The sequence below is a fragment of the Stenotrophomonas sp. YJH_SMC_80 genome (genome assembly GCF_059372495.1).
This window is the reverse complement of record NZ_JCAFVP010000026.1, coordinates 1-21,367: the sequence shown is the minus strand read 5'-3', so window position 1 is coordinate 21,367 and position 21,367 is coordinate 1. Positions and strand designations below refer to the sequence as shown.

The following is a 21,367-nucleotide window of genomic DNA, read 5'->3' as shown; positions in this document are numbered from 1 at the left end:
CGTTCATCGGCTTGAATCGCCCTGCCCCAGCCGCCACTCTATGACCAGCCAAGGATGCTGCGCAAACATCGCCAGCGCCTTGTCCCATCTACCTTTTCGCGAGTTTACATGAGCACCAGCCTGCCCTCCCGCCACCAGCGCCTCGTCATCCTCGGTTCCGGCCCGGCCGGTTGGACCGCCGCCGTCTACGCCGCCCGCGCCAACCTGAAGCCGGTCGTCATCACCGGCCTGCAGCAGGGCGGCCAGCTGATGACCACCACCGAGGTGGACAACTGGCCGGGTGACGCCCACGGCCTGATGGGCCCGGACCTGATGGCGCGCATGCAGGCCCATGCCGAGCGCTTCGAGACCGAGGTCATTTTCGACCACATCCACACCGCCGACCTGTCGCAGCGTCCGTTCAAGCTGATCGGCGACAGCCACGAGTACACCTGCGATGCGCTGATCATCGCCACCGGCGCCACCGCCAAGTACCTGGGCATCCCGACCGAAGACGAGTTCAAGGGCCGCGGTGTGTCCGCCTGCGCCACCTGTGACGGCTTCTTCTACCGCGACCAGGACGTGGTCGTGGTCGGTGGCGGCAACACCGCCGTGGAAGAGGCCCTGTACCTGTCCAACATCGCCCGCAAGGTCTACCTGGTCCACCGCCGCGACACACTGAAGGCGGAAAAGATCATGCAGGACAAGCTGTTCAAGAAGGTGGCCGAAGGCAAGATCGAGACCGTCTGGCACCACCAGGTGGAAGAAGTGCTGGGCAATGATGCCGGCGTGACCGGCGTGCGCGTGAAGTCCACCCTGGACGGCAGCACCCGCGACATCGACGCCCACGGCTTCTTCGTGGCCATCGGCCACCACCCGAACACCACCCTGTTCGATGGCCAGCTGGCGATGAACAACGGCTACCTGGAAATCCGCTCGGGCCTGGGCGGCAATGCCACCCAGACCTCGGTGGAAGGCGTGTTCGCCGCCGGCGACGTGGCCGACCAGCACTACCGCCAGGCGATCACCTCGGCCGGCTTCGGCTGCATGGCCGCGCTGGATGCCGAGCGCTACCTGGACGCACAGGGCAAGGCCAGCTGAGAGGCTGACCCGCTCCTGTAGGGCCGAGCCACGCCCGACTCCGGATGAAAGGCCGATGCCAGTGCGTCGGCCTTTCTGTTTCATCTGCCCTATCCTTCCCTCATGCCTTCCCCCCGCTTCCTCGACTCCCTGCAGTCCATCCCCGCCACCGACTGGGATGCCCTGCACGACGGGCAGAACCCCTTCGTCAGCCACGCCTTCCTCTCAGGCCTTGAACAGCACGGCTGCCTGCGCGAGGACTGGGGCTGGCAGCCCCGGCACTTCACGCTCTGGGAAGGCGACAGCTTGGTCGGCGCCATTCCGGGCTACCTGAAGACCAACTCGCACGGTGAGTTCGTGTTCGACCATGCGTGGGCCAACGCGTATGCACGTCATGGCCGCGACTACTATCCGAAGTGGCTGGGCGCGGTGCCGTACTCGCCGGTCACCGGCCCGCGGTTGCTGGCCCGTCACGATTCAGGTCGCGCCACCCTGCTGTCGGCATTGCGCGAGGCGCTGCCCGCGCTGCACGTATCCTCGGCCCATATCAACTTCCACACCGCCAGCGATGAGGCTCTGTTCGATGACGACTGGCTGCTGCGCGAGGACGTGCAGTTCCAGTGGCAGAATCCGGGTGACTGGGCGACGTTCGACCAGTTCCTTGCTGCAATGGACCACAAGCATCGCAAGAACATCCGCCAGGAACGGGCCAAAGTCACCCGCCAGGGAATCACCTTCCGCGTGGTACATGGCGACGAGGCCGGCCGCGCCGACCTGCAGGCGATGTACCGCTTCTATCTGCAGACATTCCTCGAGTACGGCAACGCCCCGGCACTGACCGAGGCCTTCCTGCGCCATCTGGCCATTTCATTGGGGCGCGGGCTGGTGCTGTTTCTGGCCGAACAGGACGGCGAGCCGATTGCCGGCGCGCTGTGCCTGCGCGGTGGCGACACCCTGTACGGCCGCTACTGGGGCGGCGCCACCCTGCCCGGCCTGCACTTCGAGGCCTGCTACTACCAGGGTATCGAATACTGCCTGCGCGAAGGGCTGACCCGATTCGAACCGGGTGCACAGGGCGAGCACAAGCTGGCGCGCGGGTTCCTTCCGACGCTGGTGCGCAGCCGACACTGGGTGGCCGATCCGGATTTCGCAGAGGCACTGCAGGACTGGTGCCGGCAGGAGCGACAGAGTGTGCGGCGGTACCAGCAGGAATTGCAGGGGCATGGGCCGTTCCGCGCAGAGCCGTAGCGTCGAGCTTGCTCGACTTGCGCGGTGCGGAAAAGCGTGCCAACCAAGGTTGGCACCTACCAGGGCAACAGCGAGGACGCAGTGCTCAGGTGCACTGCCAGAAGTGCCCGCTCACCCGGCACTTCGCACACCAGAACGTGTAGAGCATGCCGCCACTGCCCCATAGCAGCGCTCCTCCACCGGTGGTCGGCAGCGTCGAATCCAGCTGCATCACGAAGGGCATCTCCTCACCGCAATCGATGCACGCCGGATACCAGGCACTCTGCACCCAGCTCGGTGCGCCGCCCACGCGCGACAGGTTCTGCCGATGGTTGGACTGGCCCCAGTCCTGCTGCTGCCACCGCCTGGTATCCATGGCGACCAGGCCGATTTCGGCACGCATCAGGTCACCGCTGTCGGTCGGCGTGGCCGGCACCTGCAGACGCTGGCTGGGGTGGCAGCTGGGCAGGCCGACGGCATCGTGGGGATAGAAGCGCACGGGCGGGTCTTCCCAGCCGCAGCAGTCCAGGCACAGGCCCAGCGTGATCTCACCCGCCGCGCCCGGCTGCAGCGCGGCAGCGTCGGTTCGCATCAGGCGCTGCAGCGGTGCATGGCAGCTGCCACACAACGCTTCCAGCGGTCCTCCCATCTGCCCCGCATGGTGCACCTGCCCACCATTCCAGGTCGGGTGCAGGCGCCAGATACGCTTGCGCCAGCTCGGTTCGTCCGCCTGCTGCGCGCGATGCTGCTCGCGGCCAAAGCGGATGTGCAGCGGCCGCTCCCCATGCAGGCGGCGCGGCAGCGGCCCATCAGCCACGCCGGCCCAATGCGCCCAGACCTCAGCATCCAGCGCGCCCCAGTCAGCGAGGTAGCCGCGGGCAACGGCATAGCTCTCGGGCTGCGCCGCGAGCAGCAGCGCCCTGGCCCGCGCCATTTCGCGATCGTCATCGGCTTCGGCCAGAATCTGCGCCCACTGCACGGCAGTGGCAGACGGCAGGCCCCGCCACACCTGCGAAGCCAGCTGCAGCTCATTCTCACTGGCAATCGCCAGCAAGGCCTCCCAGTCGTCCTGCAGCACCTGCGGCGCCTGGTAGCTGGCGAATTCGATCACGCTGGCCAGCAGCTCACCGCACTCTCCATCACGATAGCGACGCCAGGCCTCGGCACAGACCGGCGCAACCGCTTCGTCGGGCAACAGATCCAGCGTCATGTCGAGAAAGGCCGAGCGGGGTGAACGCCGGGCAAGGGCCAGCCGCATCAGCGCACCGAGCTGACCCGGCTGCTCAGTCGCCAGCGCCAGCAGCATGCTCTGGCTGTCGTTGCACGTGCGCGGGTTGTCGTGCACATCGAGGATGGCGGTGATCGCGTCACTCATGCGTGGGCTCCTTGCCGTTGGACGTTGATGGTGCCAGACATCAGCGGTCACCACGGCGAATACAATGGCGGCATGACCCGCCAGCTGCCCTGGCGCCTGGCTGATGCGCCGGACGCCCCCTTCCCGCCGGCCGAGACCGCGCTGCGCCAGCCCGACGGCCTGCTCGCCGTCGGCGGTGACCTGCACCCGGTGCGCCTGCTCAATGCCTACGCTGGCGGCATCTTTCCGTGGTTCAGCGAGGGCGAGCCGATCCTGTGGTGGTCGCCGGACCCGCGCATGGTGTTCCGCACCGAGGGCGTGCATCTGTCCAGCCGGTTCCGCCGCCAGCTACGCAGCAGTACGTGGGAGGTCACCGCCGACACCGCCTTCAGCCGCGTGATGCGCGCCTGTGCGGCAGCACCGCGGCCCGGCCAGGACGGCACCTGGATCAGCCCGGCGATGGTCGAGGCCTACGGCCAGCTGCACGACCTGGGCTTCGCCCATTCGTTTGAAGTCTGGGACCGGCAGACCCTCGTCGGTGGCATCTACGGGGTGGCAATCGGGTCGATGTTCTTCGGCGAAAGCATGTTCAGCGGCGCCAGCGGCGGCTCCAAGATCGCGCTGGCCACCCTGGCATCCACCCTGCATGGTTGGGGCTGGGAACTGATCGATGCCCAGGTGGAGAATCCGCACCTGCTGCGGATGGGCGCCGAGCACCTGCCGCGCGCGGAATTCCTGCAGCACGTGCGCCGGGCCGTGCGCGGTGACGGCCGGGAAGGCCCATGGACCCAGGCGGTTGGACGCTTGCCAGCACGGCGTTTGGCCGGGGGTTAACACAAACTTTGCAAGCTGGCGCCGTCACGCGTAAAATACCGCGCCTTAGGCCCAGCGTGGCCGTTTTCTGAACCGCACAGGACTACATGTCGAAAGACGATTCCATCGAGTTCGAGGGCACCGTCAGCGAGACGCTGCCGAACACCACTTTCCGCGTTCGCCTGGAAAATGGGCACGAAATCATCGCCCATATCTCCGGCCGCATGCGCAAGAACTACATCCGCATCCTCACCGGTGACCGGGTCAAGGTTGAAATGACCCCGTATGACCTGACCAAGGGTCGTATCACCTACCGCATGAAGTAAGCGGTCGGCGCCTGGCGCCACTCGACAAGGCCAGCCCTGGTTGCTGGCCTTTTGTCATGCCCGGAATCCGGCCCTGCCGGAGGTCACCATGACCGAGCTCACCGTGGCGTCGGTCAGCCCCGCTTGCGGCAGATTCGCGCCTGCAGCCGCCGCGGCATCGTGGGATCCGATCCAGTCCGGATCGCCACCCCCTCCCGATCATGAACGCCCTGCTCCCGCACGTCCTGCTGCCGGCAGTTCTGCTGGTCAGCCTCCCCCTGGCGGCATTCGCCGCTGAACCCAGCAAGCCCTCCAACGCGTCCGAGTGCATTGCCCTCGGCGCCAATCGTGATATCCGCCCCTCCAGCACGGAACGTGAGGTGCTGCTGCGCGACGGTGACAACCACTATCGGGTGCACCTGCAGAAGCGCTGCCTGGGCGCTGCCGCCTCGGCCAGCTATGTCTTCTTCACGCCCAGTACCCCTGAACGGATCTGCGGCGATGCCCGCAGCACACTGAAAACCGACAGCAACCACTGCACCGTGACCCGGATCGAACCGATCGATGCGGCGACCTTCAGGCGGCTGGCGCAGCAGGGGCGTTGAGTTGCAGTGCATGCGACAAGGGCGGCCGAAGCCGCCCTTGTCATTTCCAGTCTTTCACGCCAGGCCTGCGGCGTCAGCTCATTCCACCGTGACCGGCAGCAGCCGCTCCGGCTCGGCCTGGGTCTCGACCACCAGCTCGTCGTCGCGCACGTCGATGCTGACCTTGCCGCCGTTGACCAGCTTGCCGAACAGCAGTTCGTCGGCCAGCGGACGCTTGATCTTGTCCTGGATCACGCGGGCCATCGGACGGGCACCCATCAGCGGGTCGAAACCATGATGGGCCAGCCAGTCGCGCGCGGTCGGGGTGGCCGACAGGCTGACGTGCTTGTCCTGCAGCAGCATCTCCAGCTCGATCAGGAACTTGTCGACCACGCGCAGGATGTGCTCGAAGCCCAGCGCCTGGAACTGCACCACCGCGTCAAGACGGTTGCGGAATTCCGGGGTGAAGCTGCGGCGGATGGTCTCCATCGCGTCGGTGGCATGGTCCTGCTTGGTGAAGCCGATCGACCGCCGCGAGGCCTGCGCGGCGCCGGCATTGGTGGTCATCACCAGCACCACGTTCTTGAAGTTCGCTTCGCGACCGTTGGTATCGGTCAGCACACCGCGGTCCATCACCTGCAACAGGATGTTGAAGATGTCCGGATGCGCCTTCTCGATCTCATCCAGCAGCAGCACGCAATGCGGCGTCTTGACGATCTTCTCGGTCAGCAGGCCGCCCTGGTCGAAACCGACGTAGCCCGGAGGCGCGCCGATCAGGCGGCTGATCGAATGCGGCTCCATGTACTCGGACATGTCGAAGCGGACCAGCTCGATGCCCAGCTGCAACGCCAGCTGCCTGGTCACTTCGGTCTTGCCGACACCGGTCGGGCCGGCGAACAGGAAGTTGCCGATCGGCTTTTCCGGGTTGCCCAGGCCCGAACGGGCCAGCTTGATCGCCGAGGACAGCGTCTCGATGGCCGGGTCCTGGCCGAAGATCACCATCTTCAGGTTGCGCTCCAGGTGCTGCAGCACATCCTTGTCGGTGGCACTGACCTGCTTGGCCGGGATCCGCGCCATCTTGGCCACGATCGCCTCGACCTCCTCGACGTCGATCAGCTCCTTGCGCTGCTCCTCGGGCAGCAGGCGCTGGCGGGCACCGGCCTCGTCGATCACGTCGATGGCCTTGTCCGGCAGCAGGCGGTCGCCGATGTGCTTCACCGACAGGTCCACTGCGGCCTGCAGGGCCTCGTCGGAATAGGTCACACCGTGATGCAGCTCGTACTTGGACTTCAGGCCCTGCAGGATCTCGTAGGTCTCGCCCACCGTCGGCTCGACGATGTCGATCTTCTGGAAGCGGCGCGCCAGCGCCCGGTCCTTCTCGAAGATGCCGCGGTATTCCTGGAACGTGGTCGAGCCGATGCAGCGCAGCTCGCCCGACGCCAGCGCCGGCTTGATCAGGTTGGACGCATCCATGGTGCCGCCCGACGCCGAACCGGCACCGATGATGGTGTGGATCTCGTCGATGAACAGCACCGCGTTGGGCACCTTCTTCAGTGCCGTCAGCACGCTCTTCAGGCGCTTCTCGAAGTCGCCACGGTACTTGGTACCAGCCACCAGTGCGCCCAGGTCGAGCGAGTAGATCACCGCGTCGGCCAGCACGTCGGGCACCGAGCCTTCGATGATGCGGCGGGCCAGGCCCTCGGCGATGGCCGTCTTGCCTACGCCCGCCTCACCGACGTACAGCGGGTTGTTCTTGCGGCGGCGGCACAGGACCTGGATGGTGCGCTCGATCTCGTCGGCACGGCCGACCAGCGGGTCGATGCGACCTGCCCGCGCCTGGTCGTTGAGGTTGCTGGCGAATTCGGTCAGGGCATCCCCCTTGGGCTCGCCCTCCCCGCCTTCCATGCGGCTCTCGCCCTCCGGGGACGAAGACGACTGCTCGCCTTCATCGCCCAGCTTGGCGATGCCATGGGACAGGTAATTGACCACATCCAGCCGGGTCACATCCTGCTGGTTGAGGTAATAGACGGCGTGGGAGTCCTTTTCGCCGAAGATGGCGACCAGCACATTGGCGCCGGTGACCTCCTTCTTGCCCGAGGACTGCACGTGGTACACGGCCCGCTGAAGCACACGCTGGAAGCCCAGGGTCGGCTGGGTGTCGCGGCCATCGTCTTCCGCCAGGCGGGACACGGAGGCCTCGATGGCCTGCTCCAGCTCCTGGCGCAGGCGGTCGGCATCGGCACCACAGGCCTTCAGTACGGCCTGGGCTGACGGGTTGTCGAGCAGTGCCAGCAGCAGGTGTTCGACCGTCATGAACTCATGCCGGGCCTCACGGGCGCGCTTGTAGCACTGGCCGATGGTGTGTTCGAGGTCTTTGCTGAACATGGATTACTCCGGCGGCAGATGGGGACAATATGCGGCCTGACTACGCGATTTCCATCACCCTAGCGGATTGCTGCGTTCAGATGGCGTTAGCAGTACAGATCGCTTGATCTTCATTCACTCCAGGACAGCCCACCCAGCATGAGCGAACCCTACCTGAGCCGCTGGCGATTGCGGCGTGATGGTCCGGCCCTCCGTACGCCCCACGCCCGGCTCTGGCCGGTACTGACCGCTGCGGGCGAGCCAGCGATGCTGAAGATCAGCAGCGAGACCGAGGAGCAGAACAGCCATCGCCTGCTACGCTGGTGGAACGGCGATGGCGCCGCCCGCCTGCTGGCCCACGAGGGGCCTGCGATCCTGATCGAGCGTGCCCGCGGTGACTCGCTGCGGCAACGTTCGATCGAGGGCGACGATGACGCCTGCACCGCGATCCTGTGCCAGGTCCTGCAGCGGCTGCACCGGCCACGGAGCGCGCCGCCAGCGGAACTGGTCTGCCTGCGTACATGGTTCGCCGACCTGCTGCAGCCAAGGGCTGTGCTGCCGCCACTGCTGGAACAGTGCAGATCACTGGCGGAGGGGCTGCTGCGTGACGAACAGGAGATCCGGCCGCTGCACGGCGACCTGCACCACGACAACGTGCTGGATTTCGGCCCGCGCGGCTGGTTGGCGATCGACCCGAAGCGACTGCTGGGGGACCGTGCGCTCGATTACACGACGATGTTCAGCAACCCGGACCTCTGTGGTCCGGGCATCCACGTTGCGACGCGGCCCGAGCGGTTTGCGATCCGCCTTGAGCAGGTCTGTGCGCTGGCCGAACTGGAACGCACGCGCCTGCTGCGCTGGATCGCGGCCAGCACTGCGCTGTCGGCAGTGTGGTTCAGGGATGACGGCGACCCGGCCGACATCGACGAGGCAGTCGCCCGGATGGCCCTGGAGGCGCTGGCGGAAGCGTGAAACCCACCCCGTATGCGCCCAGCTTGGTGGGCACGCGCCATCCCTGATCGACACGGGCTTCTGCCTTGGTAGGTGCCCACCTTGGTGGGCACACCCATCCGGGATCGATGTGCCCGGACGAGAATCGGCAGCTGGTCAGGCCTTTTCCATCGTGCACAGCAGCGGGTGCTGGTTCATCCGCGAGTACTCGTTGACCTGGGCGACCTTGGTCTCGGCCACTTCGCGGGTGAACACCCCGCACACGCCGCGGCCGCGGGTATGGACGTGCAGCATCACCTGCGTGGCCTTGTCCAGGTCCATGCTGAAGAACTGCTGCAGCACATCCACCACGAAATCCATCGGGGTGTAGTCGTCATTGAGCAGCATCACCTGGTAGAACGGCGGCGGCGCCACTTCCGGGCGCGCGGCCTCTACGGCGACGCCGTGCTCGTGCTGGGAATCGGGGGAAGACTCATGGGGCATCGGGCCATTATAGAGGCTCGGGCGCGCCTGCGTCGGCCTGCTGCGGATTGGACGGCACGCACGCCCACCGTCACAATTGCACCCTCTCTCAACACTGTTTCACAGGATCTTCATGAAAAGGACCCTTCTCCCCGCCCTCCTGATCGCTCTGGCTGCCACCGGCTCCGCTGCCGCCGCAGACGCCGACAAGGCCGTGGCCCGCCATCTGGACAAGCTGGGCTACACCTACGAAGTCGATGAGGACGGCGACTACCGCATGGTCTTCGACGTCGAGGGTGACCGCACCCAGATGGTCTACGTGCGTTCGTCGGTGGAAGATTTCGGTACCCACAACATCCGCGAGATCTGGTCGCCGGCCTACAACGCGAAGACCAAGCAGTTCCCGGTGGCCGTGGCCAACCGCCTGCTGGAAGATTCGCAGGATGCCAAGATGGGCGGCTGGGTAAAGCAGGACACCACCGCCATGTTCGTGGTCAAGATCGACGCCGATGCCACTGCCGACCAGCTCAGCGACGCCATCGATGCGGCCATCCGCACCGCCGACGCCATGGAGCTGGAACTGACCAAGAAGGACGAGTTCTGAGTTGAACGCCACGCCGGACCCGCGCTGGGCACCGCACGCCACCGTTGCCACGGTGGTGGTCGACGGCGGCCGCGTGTTGCTGGTTGAAGAGACCATCGATGGCCGGCAGGTGCTGAACCAGCCGGCCGGCCACCTCGAGCCGGGCGAAAGCCTGGCCGAGGCGGCCCTGCGCGAGACCCGCGAGGAAACCGGCTGGACGGTGCAGCTGACCCATTTCATCGGCTGCTACCAGTGGACTGCCGGCGACGGCACTGCCTTCCTGCGCTTCTGCTACGCGGCGCGCCCGGTCTCGCACGACCCGGCGCAGCCACTGGACACCGGCATCGACCGCGCGCTGTGGCTGACCCCGGCCGAACTGCAGGCCGCCGGCGAGCGCCAGCGCAGCCCGCTGGTCTGGCAGGTGGTGGCTGATTACCTGGGTGGCCAGCGCCATCCGCTTTCGCTGGTCCGGGAGGTCGCATGAGCACTCCGCGCGTGATGGTGGGCGTCTCCGGAGGTGTCGACTCTTCGGTCGCCGCCTGGCGCCTGGTACAGCAGGGCGAAGCCGTGGCCGGCCTGTTCATGCAGAACTGGGCCGACGACGGCAGCGGTGACTGCCGCGCCGAGGACGACCGCCGCGATGCGGTGGCCGTCTGCGGCCTGCTCGGCATCCCGTTCCACTTCCGCGATTTCTCCAGCGAGTACTGGCAGGGCGTGTTCGAGCACTTCCTGGCCGAGTACGCCGCCGGGCGCACCCCGAATCCGGACGTGCTGTGCAACCGCGAAGTGAAGTTCAAGCACTTCCTGGATGCCGCCCGCGAGCTGGGCGCCGAACGCATCGCCACCGGGCACTATGCACGGGTGACCCAGCGCGGCCACCAGTGGCTGCTGCTGCGCGGCGCCGACCGTTCCAAGGACCAGAGCTACTTCCTGCACCAGCTGGGCCAGGAGCAGCTGGCGGCCACCCTGTTCCCGATCGGCGACCTGGAAAAGACCGACCTGCGCCGGATCGCGCGTGACGTCAGCCTGCCGACCCACGCCAAGAAAGACTCCACCGGCATCTGCTTCATCGGCGAGCGTGACTTCCGTGAGTTCCTTGGCCGCTACCTGCCGGCCAGGCCCGGCCAGATCCTCGACCCGGCCGACGGCAGCGTGATCGCCGAACATCCGGGCGTGTTCTATTTCACCCTGGGCCAACGCGAGGGCCTGAACATCGGCGGCGTGCGTGGACGCCCGGCCGCGCCGTGGTACGTGGTCGGCAAGGATGTGGCCAGCAACGTGCTGTACGTGGACCAGGACCGCGACAGCAAGTGGATGCTGTCCGAGCGCCTGCGTTCGGAAACCGCGCACTGGATCGCCGGTTCGCCGCCGGCACGGCGCTTCGAATGCACCGCCCAGACCCGCTACCGCCAGCCCGACGAGCCGTGTACGGTCCAGGTGCTGGACGATGGCAGCGTGCTGGTCACCTTCGCGCGCCCACAGCGCGCCGTTACCCCCGGTCAATCACTGGTGCTGTATGACGGTGACGTGTGCCTGGGTGGCGCGGTGATCGCCGCCACCGATGCGCCGCTGGAACAGCGCCTGCGCACCACCCCTTCCCCTTTTGAGGTAATCGCTGCATGAGTTTCACTGTCGACGACCGCGTCCTGGCCCTGGCCGGCATTGCCCAGGCCCTGCAGCAGGTACGCCGTATCGCCGATACCGGCCATTCCGACGCCGCCGCCGTGCGCACCGCCGTGGACAGCGTGTTCCGTGTCGATGCGTCCTCGCCGCAGGAGGTGTTCGGTGACCGCCATGCACTGAAGTCCGGCCTGCGCCTGCTGCACAACTACTTCCGCAGCCAGGGCCAGGACCCGATCCTGCCCAAGCTGGCCCTGTCGGTGCTGCAGCTGGAGCGTCGCTTCGTTCAGGATGGCGCCACCGTGAACAAGGTCGCCTCGGGCATCGAGCGCGCCCAGCGCCAGGCCACCGAACTGGGCGACAGCGGCCACCCGGACGTGCTGGCCAACCTGGGAGGCCTTTACGCCGACACCATCAGCCACCTCAAGCCGCGGGTCATGGTGCAGGGCAACCCGCACTACCTGGGCCAGGCCGGCGTGGTGGCCGAGATCCGCGCCCTGCTGCTGGCCGCGGTGCGCGCTGCGGTGCTGTGGCGGCAGCTGGGCGGCAGCTACTGGGACTTCCTGTTCAGCCGCAAGGCGATGATCGAGGCCGTGGACCGGCAGCTGGCCTGAGGGTGTGGGGTCAGAGCCCTTTTCCATGGAAAAGGGATCCGACCCCGTTGCTGCCTGCCCCAGGGGTCGGATCCCTTTCCGGCACGGAAAGGGCTCGGCCCCCGAAGCCGCCAAGGCGCCGGAAAACCGGCGCATTCAGAATGCACTTCGAGGCACATCGACGTTAAAGAGAAAGGGGGTACGGCCGATACATCCTCCGTGCACCTCCCGAGAACGTCCATGTACTCACGCATTTTCATCCGTCTGGCCGCCCCCCTGGCTCTGACCCTGCTGCTCCCCTTCGCCATCGGTTTCGAATGGCCGGCCGCCCTGCGCTGGGCGATCCTGACCACGATGACGCTGAGCTGGCTCGGCTTTGCGTGGTGGACCACCCGCGCCCAGGCACACCGTTCCCCGGAACACGCCCGTGTCCTGCGTGAGCAGGACCAGCTGCTGACCGAACTGCGCAATTTCGTCGGCAACGAGATCGAGGGTTCGCGCGGCGAAGTGGAACGCGCCCGTGACCTGATCCGCCAGGCCGTCTCCAGCCTCGGTGGCAGCTTCGATGCGATGAACCGCAAGTCGCGCCAGCAGAGCCAGGCCCTGTCGCGCATCGTCGACCGCGCCGGTGACGAAGGCAATGCCGGCCTCGACGTTGCCCGTTTCGCCCAGCACGCCAGCCATCGCATGGAACAGCTGGTCGAAGCGCTGGAACAGGTGAGCGGCCAGAGCAGCACCACCGTGCAGCACATCGACCAGATGGCGCAGCACCTGGATGGCATCTTCGCGCTGCTGGAAGACGTCAAGTCGATCGCCGACCAGACCAACCTGCTGGCCCTGAACGCTGCCATTGAAGCGGCACGTGCCGGTGAAGCCGGTCGTGGCTTCGCGGTGGTCGCCGACGAAGTGCGCAACCTGTCCGAGCGCTCGACCACCTTCAACGAGCAGATCCGCAAGCTGGCGCATAGCTCCAAGGACGCCATCGCCAAGGTGCGCGAGACGGTTTCGCACATGGCCTCGCGCGACATGGACCGCTCCCGCGAAGCCCGCCAGGAAGCGGCGGCGATGCTCGACAATGTCGCGCAGATCAATGCCTCGCTGGGCGACGGCATGCGCGAAGTGTCCGAGTGCGCCCGTTCGATCGATGGCAGCGTGGCCGAAGCCGTGCGCGCCCTGCAGTTCGAAGACATCGCCACCCAGGCGCTGGGCGGCGTGCACACCCACCTGGACCGCCTGACCGCGATCAACCGCGAAGCGGTGGCCCTGCAGGAACTGCTGCACCGCAATGGCGGCGTGTTCGACGAAGAGATCGCCACCGCCCTGCAGCGCACCGGCAGCCGCCTGCGCGAACTGCGCAGCGAGTGGGAACGCCCGCCGCACAAGCCGGTTGCCCAGCAGAGCATGGGCGCCGGCACCGTCGAGCTGTTCTGACCCTGATGTCCGCTGCCCTCGCCGGCAGCCCGCAAGGCCCCGGTTCGACCGGGGCCTTTGCCTGTAACCCGCCGTTGGATGCATCCTGTACTCGCACCATGACCCTGATCCGCGCCCTGCCCTCTCTCACCGATACCGAGCGCCCGCGCAACGCGAGCGTGCGTGAGCAGCTGCAGCAGCTGGAGGATGTGGCACGCGAGGAGATCCGCGAACTGCAGCAGCTGGCGGACGCGCGCCCGGCCCCGCCGCGGGCGGACGAGGCGCTGCTGGGACTGGCCTGGGACCTGGGGTTGGACGGGGAAGCGCTGAAGTAGATCCACGCCATGCGTGGACGGCTTTCATCCGCCGGTGTGACGCCTGGCCCTCGCCGCAACATCCACGCATGGCGTGGATCTACCGGGGTGGCGAAATCGTTGTGGCATGATCCACCGATCCCGTTCATGGAAGACCGATGGCCATCACCCTGATCGCACTCCTGCTGATCGAGACCGTCCTTCTGATGGCCTGGGTGGCCGGTTATTTCAGCTGGGGCATCACCCTGTTCAACGAACGCATCGCGGCGTCACCGGCCATGCAGGCCCGGCTCTCGCTGGGCAGCCTGGAACGTGACCTGCCGCAGGACAGATGGCTGCAACTGGCCTTCCATGCGCTGCCCGATGGCAGCATGGCGTTCCGCGAGAGCTTCGCGCCGAGCTTCGGCCTGCGCTACTTCCCGGTGATGCGCGGTCGCATCGTACTCAACGCGCGACGGCACGAAGTGCGGGTGATTGGCCTGTGCAGCTGGTTCGTGGCCATCCTGTCGCTGTTGCTGTTGCCGCTGGTGGCGATGCGCCCGGTGGTGGCGCCGATGCTGCTGGTGCTTCCGCTGTTCCTGGCCAGCTATCTGGTCCAGAAGCGGCGCTATGCGGCCATTGTAGAAGCGCTGCGCATGCAGTTGAAGGCGGATTTTCCGAGGTAGATCCACGCCATGCGTGGATGATCGAGAGGCACAGGCATCCGTGCCGACCAACGGTCGGCACCCACCAAAGCGGGTTGCGGTAGATCCACGGCATGCGTGGATAGACACAGTGGCCCGGGGCAGTTCCAACCAGTGCAGCTGATCACCGCACCAGCATCACTTCCCCACTGGCATCGGTGCGCAGCGAAACCGGCTGTGGCTGGCGCAGCCACTGCGCCAGGTCGCGCGGGCTGAGCGGGCGCGAGTACAGGTAGCCCTGAATCTCGTCGCAGCCCTGGCGGCGCAGCATGTCCTCTTCCTGGTGCGTTTCCACGCCCTCGGCCACCACCTTCATGCCCAACGCGTGGCCCAGGTGCACGATGGCCTGCGTCACTTCGGCCGTACCCGAATCGTGCAGCATGCCCTGCACGAAACTGCGGTCGATCTTCAGGCGCCCCACCGGGAAGCGGTTGAGGTAGTTGAGATTGGAGAAGCCGGTACCGAAGTCATCCACCGCCAGCGGCACGCCGTGCCGTTCCAGCACGTCGAAGCAATGGCGCAGGATGTCGGTGTCACGGATCAACGCCGACTCGGTCAGTTCCAGCTCCAGCCGCTGCGGTGGCCAGCCATGGGCGTGGCAGATTTCGATCACACGCTCGGCAAAGCCGCGGTCTCGCAGCTGTACCGCAGAAACATTCACCGCAATGCGGTCGAAACGCAGACCGGCACGGTCCCAGGCGGCTGCCTGGCGGCAGGCCTCATTCAGCACCCAGTCGCCGATCCGCACGATCTCGCCGCATTTTTCGGCAATGGGGATGAACTCGGCCGGGCTGCAGTAGCCGATCCCGGGGCGGTGCCAGCGCAACAGTGCCTCGATCGCCGGCGGCTCGCCGTGGTGGGCGTGCAGCAGCGGCTGGTAGGCCAGGCTGAACTCTTCGCGCTCGATGGCGCCGTGCAGGGCATGCTCCAGCTCCAGCTTGCGCTGGATGCGGGCCAATGCGTCCTGGCTGTAGTACTGGTAGGTGTTGCGCCCCGCTTCCTTGGCCGCGTACATCGCGGCATCGGCGGCACGCAGCAATGAATCGAAATCGGTCTGTGCATCGCCCAGCATCGCGATGCCGACGCTGGCACCGACCTTCAGCGTGGTCTCACCCCGGCGCAGCGGCTCGGCCAGCGAGGCGATCAGCTTGCGCGCGACGTGGCCGGCGTCTTCCGGCTCGGCCAGGTCGCGCAGCACCACGATGAACTCGTCGCCACTGAAGCGGCCAAACAGATCGTTGTTGCGCAGGTTCTGGTGCAGGCGCGTCGCAGCGGCCTTCAGCAGTGCATCACCGGTGGCGTGGCCGAAGCTGTCGTTGATGGTCTTGAAGCCATCCAGGTCGATGAACAGCATCGCCAGCGATGTGCCACGGTCACGTGCTTCCTCGATGGCCTCTGCCGTCTGCTCGCCGAGCAGCACGCGATTGGGCAGGCCGGTCAGCAGATCGTAGTGGGCCAGCAGTTCGATGCGCTCGTTGGCCTCGCGTTCGCGGGTGATGTCACGGAACAGCACCACGAAGCGCGGCGGCAGGCCGTCACGGCGGTCCAGCTCGATCAGCACCTGCACCCAGACGCGCAGGCCGGACTGGCGGTAGAAGCACAGGTCCAGCTGCTCGGGCAGCCCGCCGTTGGCGATGCGCGCCAACGCCGCTTCGAAGGCGTTGCGTGAGTCCTCGGTGTACAACGCCAGCGCCTGGTCGAGGGTGATCGGTTCCTTGCGCAGGCCGTGAATGCGATAGCACTCCTCGGTCCACTGCATGTGCCGGGTCTTCACCTCGATCTCGCAGCCGCCGATGCGGCCCAGCGCGGAGACGCGGTTGAGCAGCTCGGTGCGCCAGCGGATCAACGCGTCGGTCTGGTGCTGCTCGGTGATGTTCTGCACCTGTCCGAGCAGTCGCTTGGGCTGTCCGTCCATGTCCAGCAACGGCTGCATCCACAGCCGCAGGTGCTGCGACGGCTCGTTGCCCCGGGTCAGTTCCAGTTCGAGATTGGCGGCACGGCCATCGCGCCACAACCGCCGCCACGCCGCACGCAATGCGCCACGGGAACGTGGGTGCAGCTGCTTCAGCCAGCGCCGCTGGCCGGGCACGGCGCCCTGCTCCAGCGCAAGCATCGAACGCAACTCCGGCGACCACCAGAAATGACCACTGTTGGGGTCGAACGACCAGCTGCCCATGCTGGCGATGCGCTGGGCCTCGCTCAGGTGAAGCTGCTGTTCCTGCAGCAGCCCTTCCAGCTGCTTCTGCTGTTCGATATCGGTATGGGTACCGACCATGCGCAGCGGCTGGCCATCGGCGGTGCGCGCGACCACGCGGCCCCGGTCGAGTACCCAACGCCACTGGCCATCGGCCTGGCGGAAACGGAACTGCGCGCTGTACTGCTCGCTCAAGCCACGCAGATGCTCTTCCAGTGCGGCCCGCACCTGGGCGATGTCCTCGCCGTGCACGCGGGCCAGCATCTCGGTGGCGGTTTCATCGCCCACTGCCGGGGTGCGCACCACACGGTCACTGGGAATGTCCCAGTCCCACAGGCTGTGGCCAGCACTGTCCAGCGCCAGCTCCCAGCGCCCACCGCCGCCGAGCGGCACCGGTTCGGGAATGCTCAACGTGAAGGCCAGCAGGTTGCCGGCGCCATCGTGCACGGCGCGCAGGTGGCCATCGTAGTGCCCGTGCGGGCCACCCGGCAGCGTGCAGGCCACGATGCCGCCATCGGCAGCCATCAGGCGCAGATCTTCCAGCATCGGCGCATACGCAGCCACGGTGGCCGGCAGGCCATGCTCGCGCGCAGCCGGATTGGCCGCCAGCGGGCGACCCGTGCGGTCGACGATGACCAGCGCCGACGCAAGCGGGTGCTGCAGCAGGCTGGCGATGATCCCTTGGTCCACGCGATCTTGCTCCGGATGACACGCCCGTCAGCGGGGCACGCAGTGGTTAACGGCGCCTGCGGCGGATAATTGAGTGGTCTGGGCGCACCTGCGCGGTAAGATGGCCGGCGCCCCTTTCAACCAGCCCGTCCATGCCTGCAGAACCGACCGGCACCGCCCTTGTACCCGATCCGCGGATGGCGCAGGCGCTGAGCCGCGACCGGCGACGGGTGGTCCTGAGCTACCTGGTGATGGCATTGGCCTGGATGATCGCTTCCGACAGTGCCGTGCAGGCGCTGGTGCCGGATCCGCAGCAGGCGGCGATGTGGCAGAGCGTGAAGGGCTCGTTCTTCGCACTGGCCAGTGCCGGCCTGCTGTATCTGCTGCTGCGGCCGCTGGCCGAGCATGTGCTGCACACCCATGCGCGCCAGCAGGCCTCGGAGCTGCGCCTGCGGCAGATGTTCGAGGGCAACCCCGGCCCGATCCTGGTCTACGACCTGGACACGCTGGCGATCCTCGATGCAAATCCGGCTGCCTGTACCGCCTTCGGCTGGGAGCGTGACGAACTGCTGGAGCAGACCATCGACGCGTTGTGGCCGCCAGGCCAGGACCAGGCGCTGCAGACCAAGCTGGAGGCGATCCGCGAGGCGCCGGAGGAACTGTGCATCCTGCGTACCCAGCTGCAGCTGCGTGACGGCTCGCTGCGGCAGATGGAACTGCGCTCCAACGCCATCAGCTATGACGGCCACAACGCGCGCTTGTTGATTGCCATCGACCGCACCGCCGAAGACCTGGCCCAGCTGCGCCGTGACCAGGCGCTTGCGCGGGTGGAAGAAGCCCACGAACTGGCGCGCATCGGCGCCTGGGAACTGGACCCGTCCACCGGCATGGGCCGCTATTCCAACCAGGTCTACCGACTGCTTGGCCGCCGGCCGCCGGAAGCCCGCCGCTGGCACCGCTTCGACGAGCTGCTGGTTCCCGCCGACCCTGCCACCGCCACCCAGACCGAACAGCTGCTGGCCGACCTCTGCTCGGGTGATCCGGTGCAGGTGGACGTACTCCTGCCCCTGCTGTCGATGGACGGACGCGCCCTGATGGTGCACCTGCGTGCCGCCAGTGGTGTCGATGAGTCCGGCCGCAGCCGCGTACTGGGCACCCTGCAGGACGTGACCGAGCGGGAGCAATCGCGGCGCCTGCTACGCGAGCGCGAGGAGCAGTTCCGCGAACTGGTGCGGGTGCTGCCCGATGGCGTGGTGATCCTCTCCGACGAGCACGTGCTGTACACCAACGCCTGGGCGGCCAGCCTGTTCGGCTATGGCAGCCATACCCTGCTGGGTGAGCCGCTGTCGGCGCTGGTCGCTGCCGGTGATCTGGCCCGCGTCCGCGGCCAGCTGCGTGCAGGGCAGCCACACCTGGGCCCCGGCCACAGCAGCGTGGTGGCCATGCAGCGCGCCGACGGCCGCAGCTTCCATGCCGGCCTGGCGGTGGGCGAGGTCCGCTATGGTGGCCGCGACTGCAAGCTGCTGATCGTGCGCGACCTCAGTGATTCCGAACGGACGCGCAGTGCACTGGAAACCAGCAACCGCGAACTGCAGGCGATGGCCGGCCGCCTGTTCTCGCTGCAGGAAGACGAGCGCCGCGCGATCTCGCGCGATCTGCACGACGACATCGGCCAGGCGATCACGGCGATCAAATTGTCCGCCCATGCCGCGCAGGACGAGCACGATCCGCAACGCCGCGCCGAGGACCTGGCACAGATCGTCAGCCTGGCCGACACCACGGTAGCCAAGCTGCGCGACATCTCCACCCTGCTGCGCCCTCCGCAGCTGGACGCGCTGGGCCTGGAAGCAGCCCTCAGCTGGCAGGCACGGGTCCTGTTCCGTTCTTCGCAGGTGGAGCTGCTGGCCGAGATCGAGCCCCTGCCTCATCGCCCCGACAACAGCATCGAACAGGCCTGCTTCCGCATCGCACAGGAGAGCCTGACCAACGTGCTGCGGCATGCGCGCGCGAGCCAGGTACACCTGCAACTGCGCGACATCGGCAAGCGCAGCCTGCACCTGCAGATCCGCGACGACGGCGAAGGTTTCGACCCGGACGGCCCGCGCGGCCTGGGCCTGATCGTGATGCGCGAGCGCGCGCAGAGTGTCGGCGGCCATGTGCGCATCGAGTCCGCACATGGCGAAGGCACCCTGATCGACGTTCACCTCCCCTACCAGGCGGCCAGCATGGCCGCCGTTGAGTCACCGGAATACTGAGCCTATGTGGAATCCCAACCAGCCGCCGGTCAGCATCGATGATGCACCCGATCGCCTCGGTGCCGGCAACCCCGAGCTGCAGGCGATGGTCGCCGAAGCGGCCTCCGGCGGCACCGCGCTGATGCTGATGCACGTGGACATCGACCACTTCGCTTCCGTCAACGAGAACATGAGCGCCGAGGTGGGTGACCAGGCGCTGGTGCTAGTGGCGCAGCGGTTGCAGTCCTACCTGCGGGGTCGCGGCAAACTGTGGCGACATGGCAGCGACGAGTTCCTGATCGCGGTCCCGCGCAACGCCGACGTGCCGCTGCCGGAGGACTTCGCCGAGGAGATCCGGCAACAGATGGAGTTGCCCCTGTCGGTGCTGCCGTACACGCTGTTCATGACCGGCAAGCTGGGGGTGAGCCTGTGCCCGGAACACGCCAGTAACGCCTCGCGACTGCTCGACCACGCCGAGGATGCGCTGTACCAGGCGGCCCGCGAAGGTGGAAACGCGGTGCGCATCCATGCAGTGGATACCCCGCCGAGCGCGCACAGCGAGAGCATCATCGCGCGCCAGATCGTCGACGCGATCCCCAACGGCGAGCTGAAACTTCGCTACCAGCCGCTGGTCAGTGCCCGCGACGGCCATGTGGTGGGCATGGAGGCGCTGCTGCGCTGGCAGTCCCCCACGCTGGGCATGCTGGTGCCGGAGCGCTTCATGCGCACCGCCGAGCGGCTGGGCATCATCGTGCAGATCGGCACCTGGGTGCTGGAAGGCGCGCTCAAGCAGGCCCGCCTGTGGCGCGACCAGGGCTTCGACGACTTCACCATTGCCGTGAACGTCTCCACCCTGCAGCTGCTGCGGCCGAACTTCTTCGCTGAAGTGATGGGCCTGATCCAGGCCGCGGGCGTGCCGGCACAGATGCTGACGCTGGAGATCAACGAAAGCGCGCTGACCAACAATGTCAATTTCGTGCACGAGACATTGGCCAACCTGCGCAACGAAGGCATCAGCCTGAGCCTGGACAACTTCGGCACCGGCGATTCCAGCCTCAGTGCGCTGGTGCGTTACCCGGTGGACAAGCTGAAGATCGACCGCAGTTTCATCAAGAGTGCACCAGCCGGCAACCGCGAGGCAGCCATCGCACGCGCGATCATCGCCATGGGCCACCAGCTGGGCATGACGGTCATTGCCAACGGCGTGGAATCGCAGGCGCAGCTGGGCTTCCTGCGCCGCAACGATTGCGATGTATTCCAGGGCTACCTGTTCGGCGAGCCGATGTCGGCCGATGCCGCCGGCATGACCCTGCGCCGCCGCTACCTGCGCCCGGAAGCCTTCGCCGAGACCCGCCCGGACCGCACGCTGCTGCTGCTGGACGACGAGGAGAACGTGCTGCGCTCGCTGGTGCGCCTGTTCCGCCGCGATGGCTACCGCATTCTGGCGGCCGGCAACGTGCGCGATGCATTCGACCTGCTGGCGATCAACGACGTGCAGGTGATCCTGTCCGACCAGCGCATGAGCGACATGAGCGGCACCGAGTTCCTGGGCCGGGTGAAGATGCTGTACCCGGATACGATCCGCCTGGTGCTGTCCGGTTACACCGATCTGAACACGGTGACCGATGCGATCAACCGTGGCGCGATCTATCGCTTCCTGACCAAACCGTGGAACGACGATGAGCTGCGCAAGCACATCCACCAGGCGTTCCGCACCTATGAGGAGCAGCGTCGCAGCAACGCCGGTCCGGCGCCTGCGGAGAGCGGGGATGGCGGCGAGGATCGCCCGCTGCGGTAACGATCCCGTCTGGTAGAGCCGGCCGCTGGCCGGCTGCTCTCGATGTCTGGTTCAAAGAGGTTGCCGGCCAGCGGCCGGCACTACCCGAAGCGCAAACCCGGTCGGGGACAAGCCCTGGTAGAGCCGGCCGCTGGCCGGCTGCTCTCGATG

Annotated in this window: 19 protein-coding genes; 15 read left to right on the top strand and 4 right to left on the bottom strand. The window is 66.9% G+C overall.

Features of this window, described 5'->3' with window-relative positions:
• Window positions 1-108: 108 nt before the first annotated feature.
• Together trxB and AC5P99_RS21130 are read left to right on the top strand one after the other, a co-directional pair.
• Window positions 109-1,080, top strand: coding sequence for a thioredoxin-disulfide reductase (trxB, locus tag AC5P99_RS21135; RefSeq protein WP_005409600.1), 972 nt, complete (start codon window positions 109-111; stop codon window positions 1,078-1,080).
• 102 nt (window positions 1,081-1,182) lie between these two features.
• Entirely contained in the window at window positions 1,183-2,307 is a 1,125-nt protein-coding gene (locus AC5P99_RS21130) for a GNAT family N-acetyltransferase (protein WP_049448156.1), read from the top strand.
• Between the two features lie 85 nt (window positions 2,308-2,392).
• Here AC5P99_RS21130 and AC5P99_RS21125 read toward each other — a convergent pair whose 3' ends face one another.
• Entirely contained in the window at window positions 2,393-3,661 is a 1,269-nt protein-coding gene (locus AC5P99_RS21125; RefSeq protein ID WP_049448158.1) for a hypothetical protein, read from the bottom strand.
• Window positions 3,662-3,733: 72 nt separating this feature from the next.
• Between AC5P99_RS21125 and aat the strand changes: the two genes are divergently transcribed.
• From aat to AC5P99_RS21110, 3 genes are all read left to right on the top strand, one after another.
• Window positions 3,734-4,474, top strand: a complete 741-nt coding sequence (aat, locus tag AC5P99_RS21120) for a leucyl/phenylalanyl-tRNA--protein transferase (protein ID WP_049448168.1) — start codon at window positions 3,734-3,736, stop codon at window positions 4,472-4,474.
• Between the two features lie 86 nt (window positions 4,475-4,560).
• Window positions 4,561-4,779, top strand: coding sequence for a translation initiation factor IF-1 (infA, locus tag AC5P99_RS21115; protein ID WP_005409596.1), 219 nt, complete (start codon window positions 4,561-4,563; stop codon window positions 4,777-4,779).
• Between the two features lie 200 nt (window positions 4,780-4,979).
• The gene (locus AC5P99_RS21110; protein WP_032966709.1) at window positions 4,980-5,363 is read left to right on the top strand and encodes a hypothetical protein; all 384 of its coding nucleotides are present in this window, start codon (window positions 4,980-4,982) and stop codon (window positions 5,361-5,363) included.
• Window positions 5,364-5,441: 78 nt separating this feature from the next.
• On the opposite strand, the gene clpA is transcribed toward AC5P99_RS21110, so the two are convergent.
• Window positions 5,442-7,727, bottom strand: coding sequence for an ATP-dependent Clp protease ATP-binding subunit ClpA (gene clpA, locus AC5P99_RS21105; RefSeq protein WP_495213529.1), 2,286 nt, complete (start codon window positions 7,725-7,727; stop codon window positions 5,442-5,444).
• A 138-nt stretch (window positions 7,728-7,865) separates the two neighbouring features.
• On the opposite strand from clpA, the gene AC5P99_RS21100 reads away from it, so the two are divergent.
• The gene (locus AC5P99_RS21100) at window positions 7,866-8,678 is read left to right on the top strand and encodes an APH(6) family putative aminoglycoside O-phosphotransferase (RefSeq protein ID WP_495213528.1); all 813 of its coding nucleotides are present in this window, start codon (window positions 7,866-7,868) and stop codon (window positions 8,676-8,678) included.
• 135 nt (window positions 8,679-8,813) lie between these two features.
• Here AC5P99_RS21100 and clpS read toward each other — a convergent pair whose 3' ends face one another.
• A complete protein-coding gene (gene clpS / locus AC5P99_RS21095; protein WP_005409592.1) occupies window positions 8,814-9,140 on the bottom strand; it encodes an ATP-dependent Clp protease adapter ClpS in 327 nt (108 codons plus the stop codon).
• A gap of 112 nt (window positions 9,141-9,252) precedes the next feature.
• On the opposite strand from clpS, the gene AC5P99_RS21090 reads away from it, so the two are divergent.
• From AC5P99_RS21090 to AC5P99_RS21060, 7 genes are all read left to right on the top strand, one after another.
• Window positions 9,253-9,723 carry a hypothetical protein gene (locus tag AC5P99_RS21090; protein ID WP_005409591.1) on the top strand — a complete coding sequence of 157 codons (471 nt, stop codon included), beginning with the start codon at window positions 9,253-9,255 and terminating at the stop codon, window positions 9,721-9,723.
• Window position 9,724: 1 nt separating this feature from the next.
• Window positions 9,725-10,186, top strand: coding sequence for an NUDIX hydrolase (locus AC5P99_RS21085; protein WP_005409590.1), 462 nt, complete (start codon window positions 9,725-9,727; stop codon window positions 10,184-10,186).
• Window positions 10,183-11,325 (top strand): tRNA 2-thiouridine(34) synthase MnmA, encoded by a 1,143-nt coding sequence (mnmA, locus tag AC5P99_RS21080; RefSeq protein WP_005413280.1) that lies wholly within the window; start codon window positions 10,183-10,185, stop codon window positions 11,323-11,325. Before AC5P99_RS21085 ends, mnmA begins: the two co-directional genes overlap by 4 nt.
• Window positions 11,322-11,936: a high frequency lysogenization protein HflD gene (hflD, locus tag AC5P99_RS21075; RefSeq protein WP_005413279.1), complete on the top strand. Its 615-nt coding sequence runs from the start codon at window positions 11,322-11,324 to the stop codon at window positions 11,934-11,936. Before mnmA ends, hflD begins: the two co-directional genes overlap by 4 nt.
• 219 nt (window positions 11,937-12,155) lie before the next feature.
• Entirely contained in the window at window positions 12,156-13,346 is a 1,191-nt protein-coding gene (locus AC5P99_RS21070; RefSeq protein WP_005409587.1) for a methyl-accepting chemotaxis protein, read from the top strand.
• 98 nt (window positions 13,347-13,444) lie between these two features.
• Window positions 13,445-13,660 (top strand): hypothetical protein, encoded by a 216-nt coding sequence (locus AC5P99_RS21065; protein WP_049397481.1) that lies wholly within the window; start codon window positions 13,445-13,447, stop codon window positions 13,658-13,660.
• Between the two features lie 137 nt (window positions 13,661-13,797).
• The gene (locus AC5P99_RS21060; protein WP_049448163.1) at window positions 13,798-14,304 is read left to right on the top strand and encodes a hypothetical protein; all 507 of its coding nucleotides are present in this window, start codon (window positions 13,798-13,800) and stop codon (window positions 14,302-14,304) included.
• 142 nt (window positions 14,305-14,446) lie between these two features.
• Here AC5P99_RS21060 and AC5P99_RS21055 read toward each other — a convergent pair whose 3' ends face one another.
• Window positions 14,447-17,206, bottom strand: coding sequence for a bifunctional diguanylate cyclase/phosphodiesterase (locus tag AC5P99_RS21055; RefSeq protein ID WP_108269885.1), 2,760 nt, complete (start codon window positions 17,204-17,206; stop codon window positions 14,447-14,449).
• A gap of 131 nt (window positions 17,207-17,337) precedes the next feature.
• Here AC5P99_RS21055 and AC5P99_RS21050 point away from each other — a divergent pair, with 131 nt between their 5' ends.
• Together AC5P99_RS21050 and AC5P99_RS21045 are read left to right on the top strand one after the other, a co-directional pair.
• Window positions 17,338-19,440, top strand: a complete 2,103-nt coding sequence (locus AC5P99_RS21050; RefSeq protein WP_005409583.1) for a sensor histidine kinase — start codon at window positions 17,338-17,340, stop codon at window positions 19,438-19,440.
• A gap of 4 nt (window positions 19,441-19,444) precedes the next feature.
• Entirely contained in the window at window positions 19,445-21,217 is a 1,773-nt protein-coding gene (locus tag AC5P99_RS21045; RefSeq protein ID WP_005409582.1) for an EAL domain-containing protein, read from the top strand.
• Window positions 21,218-21,367: the final 150 nt, after the last annotated feature.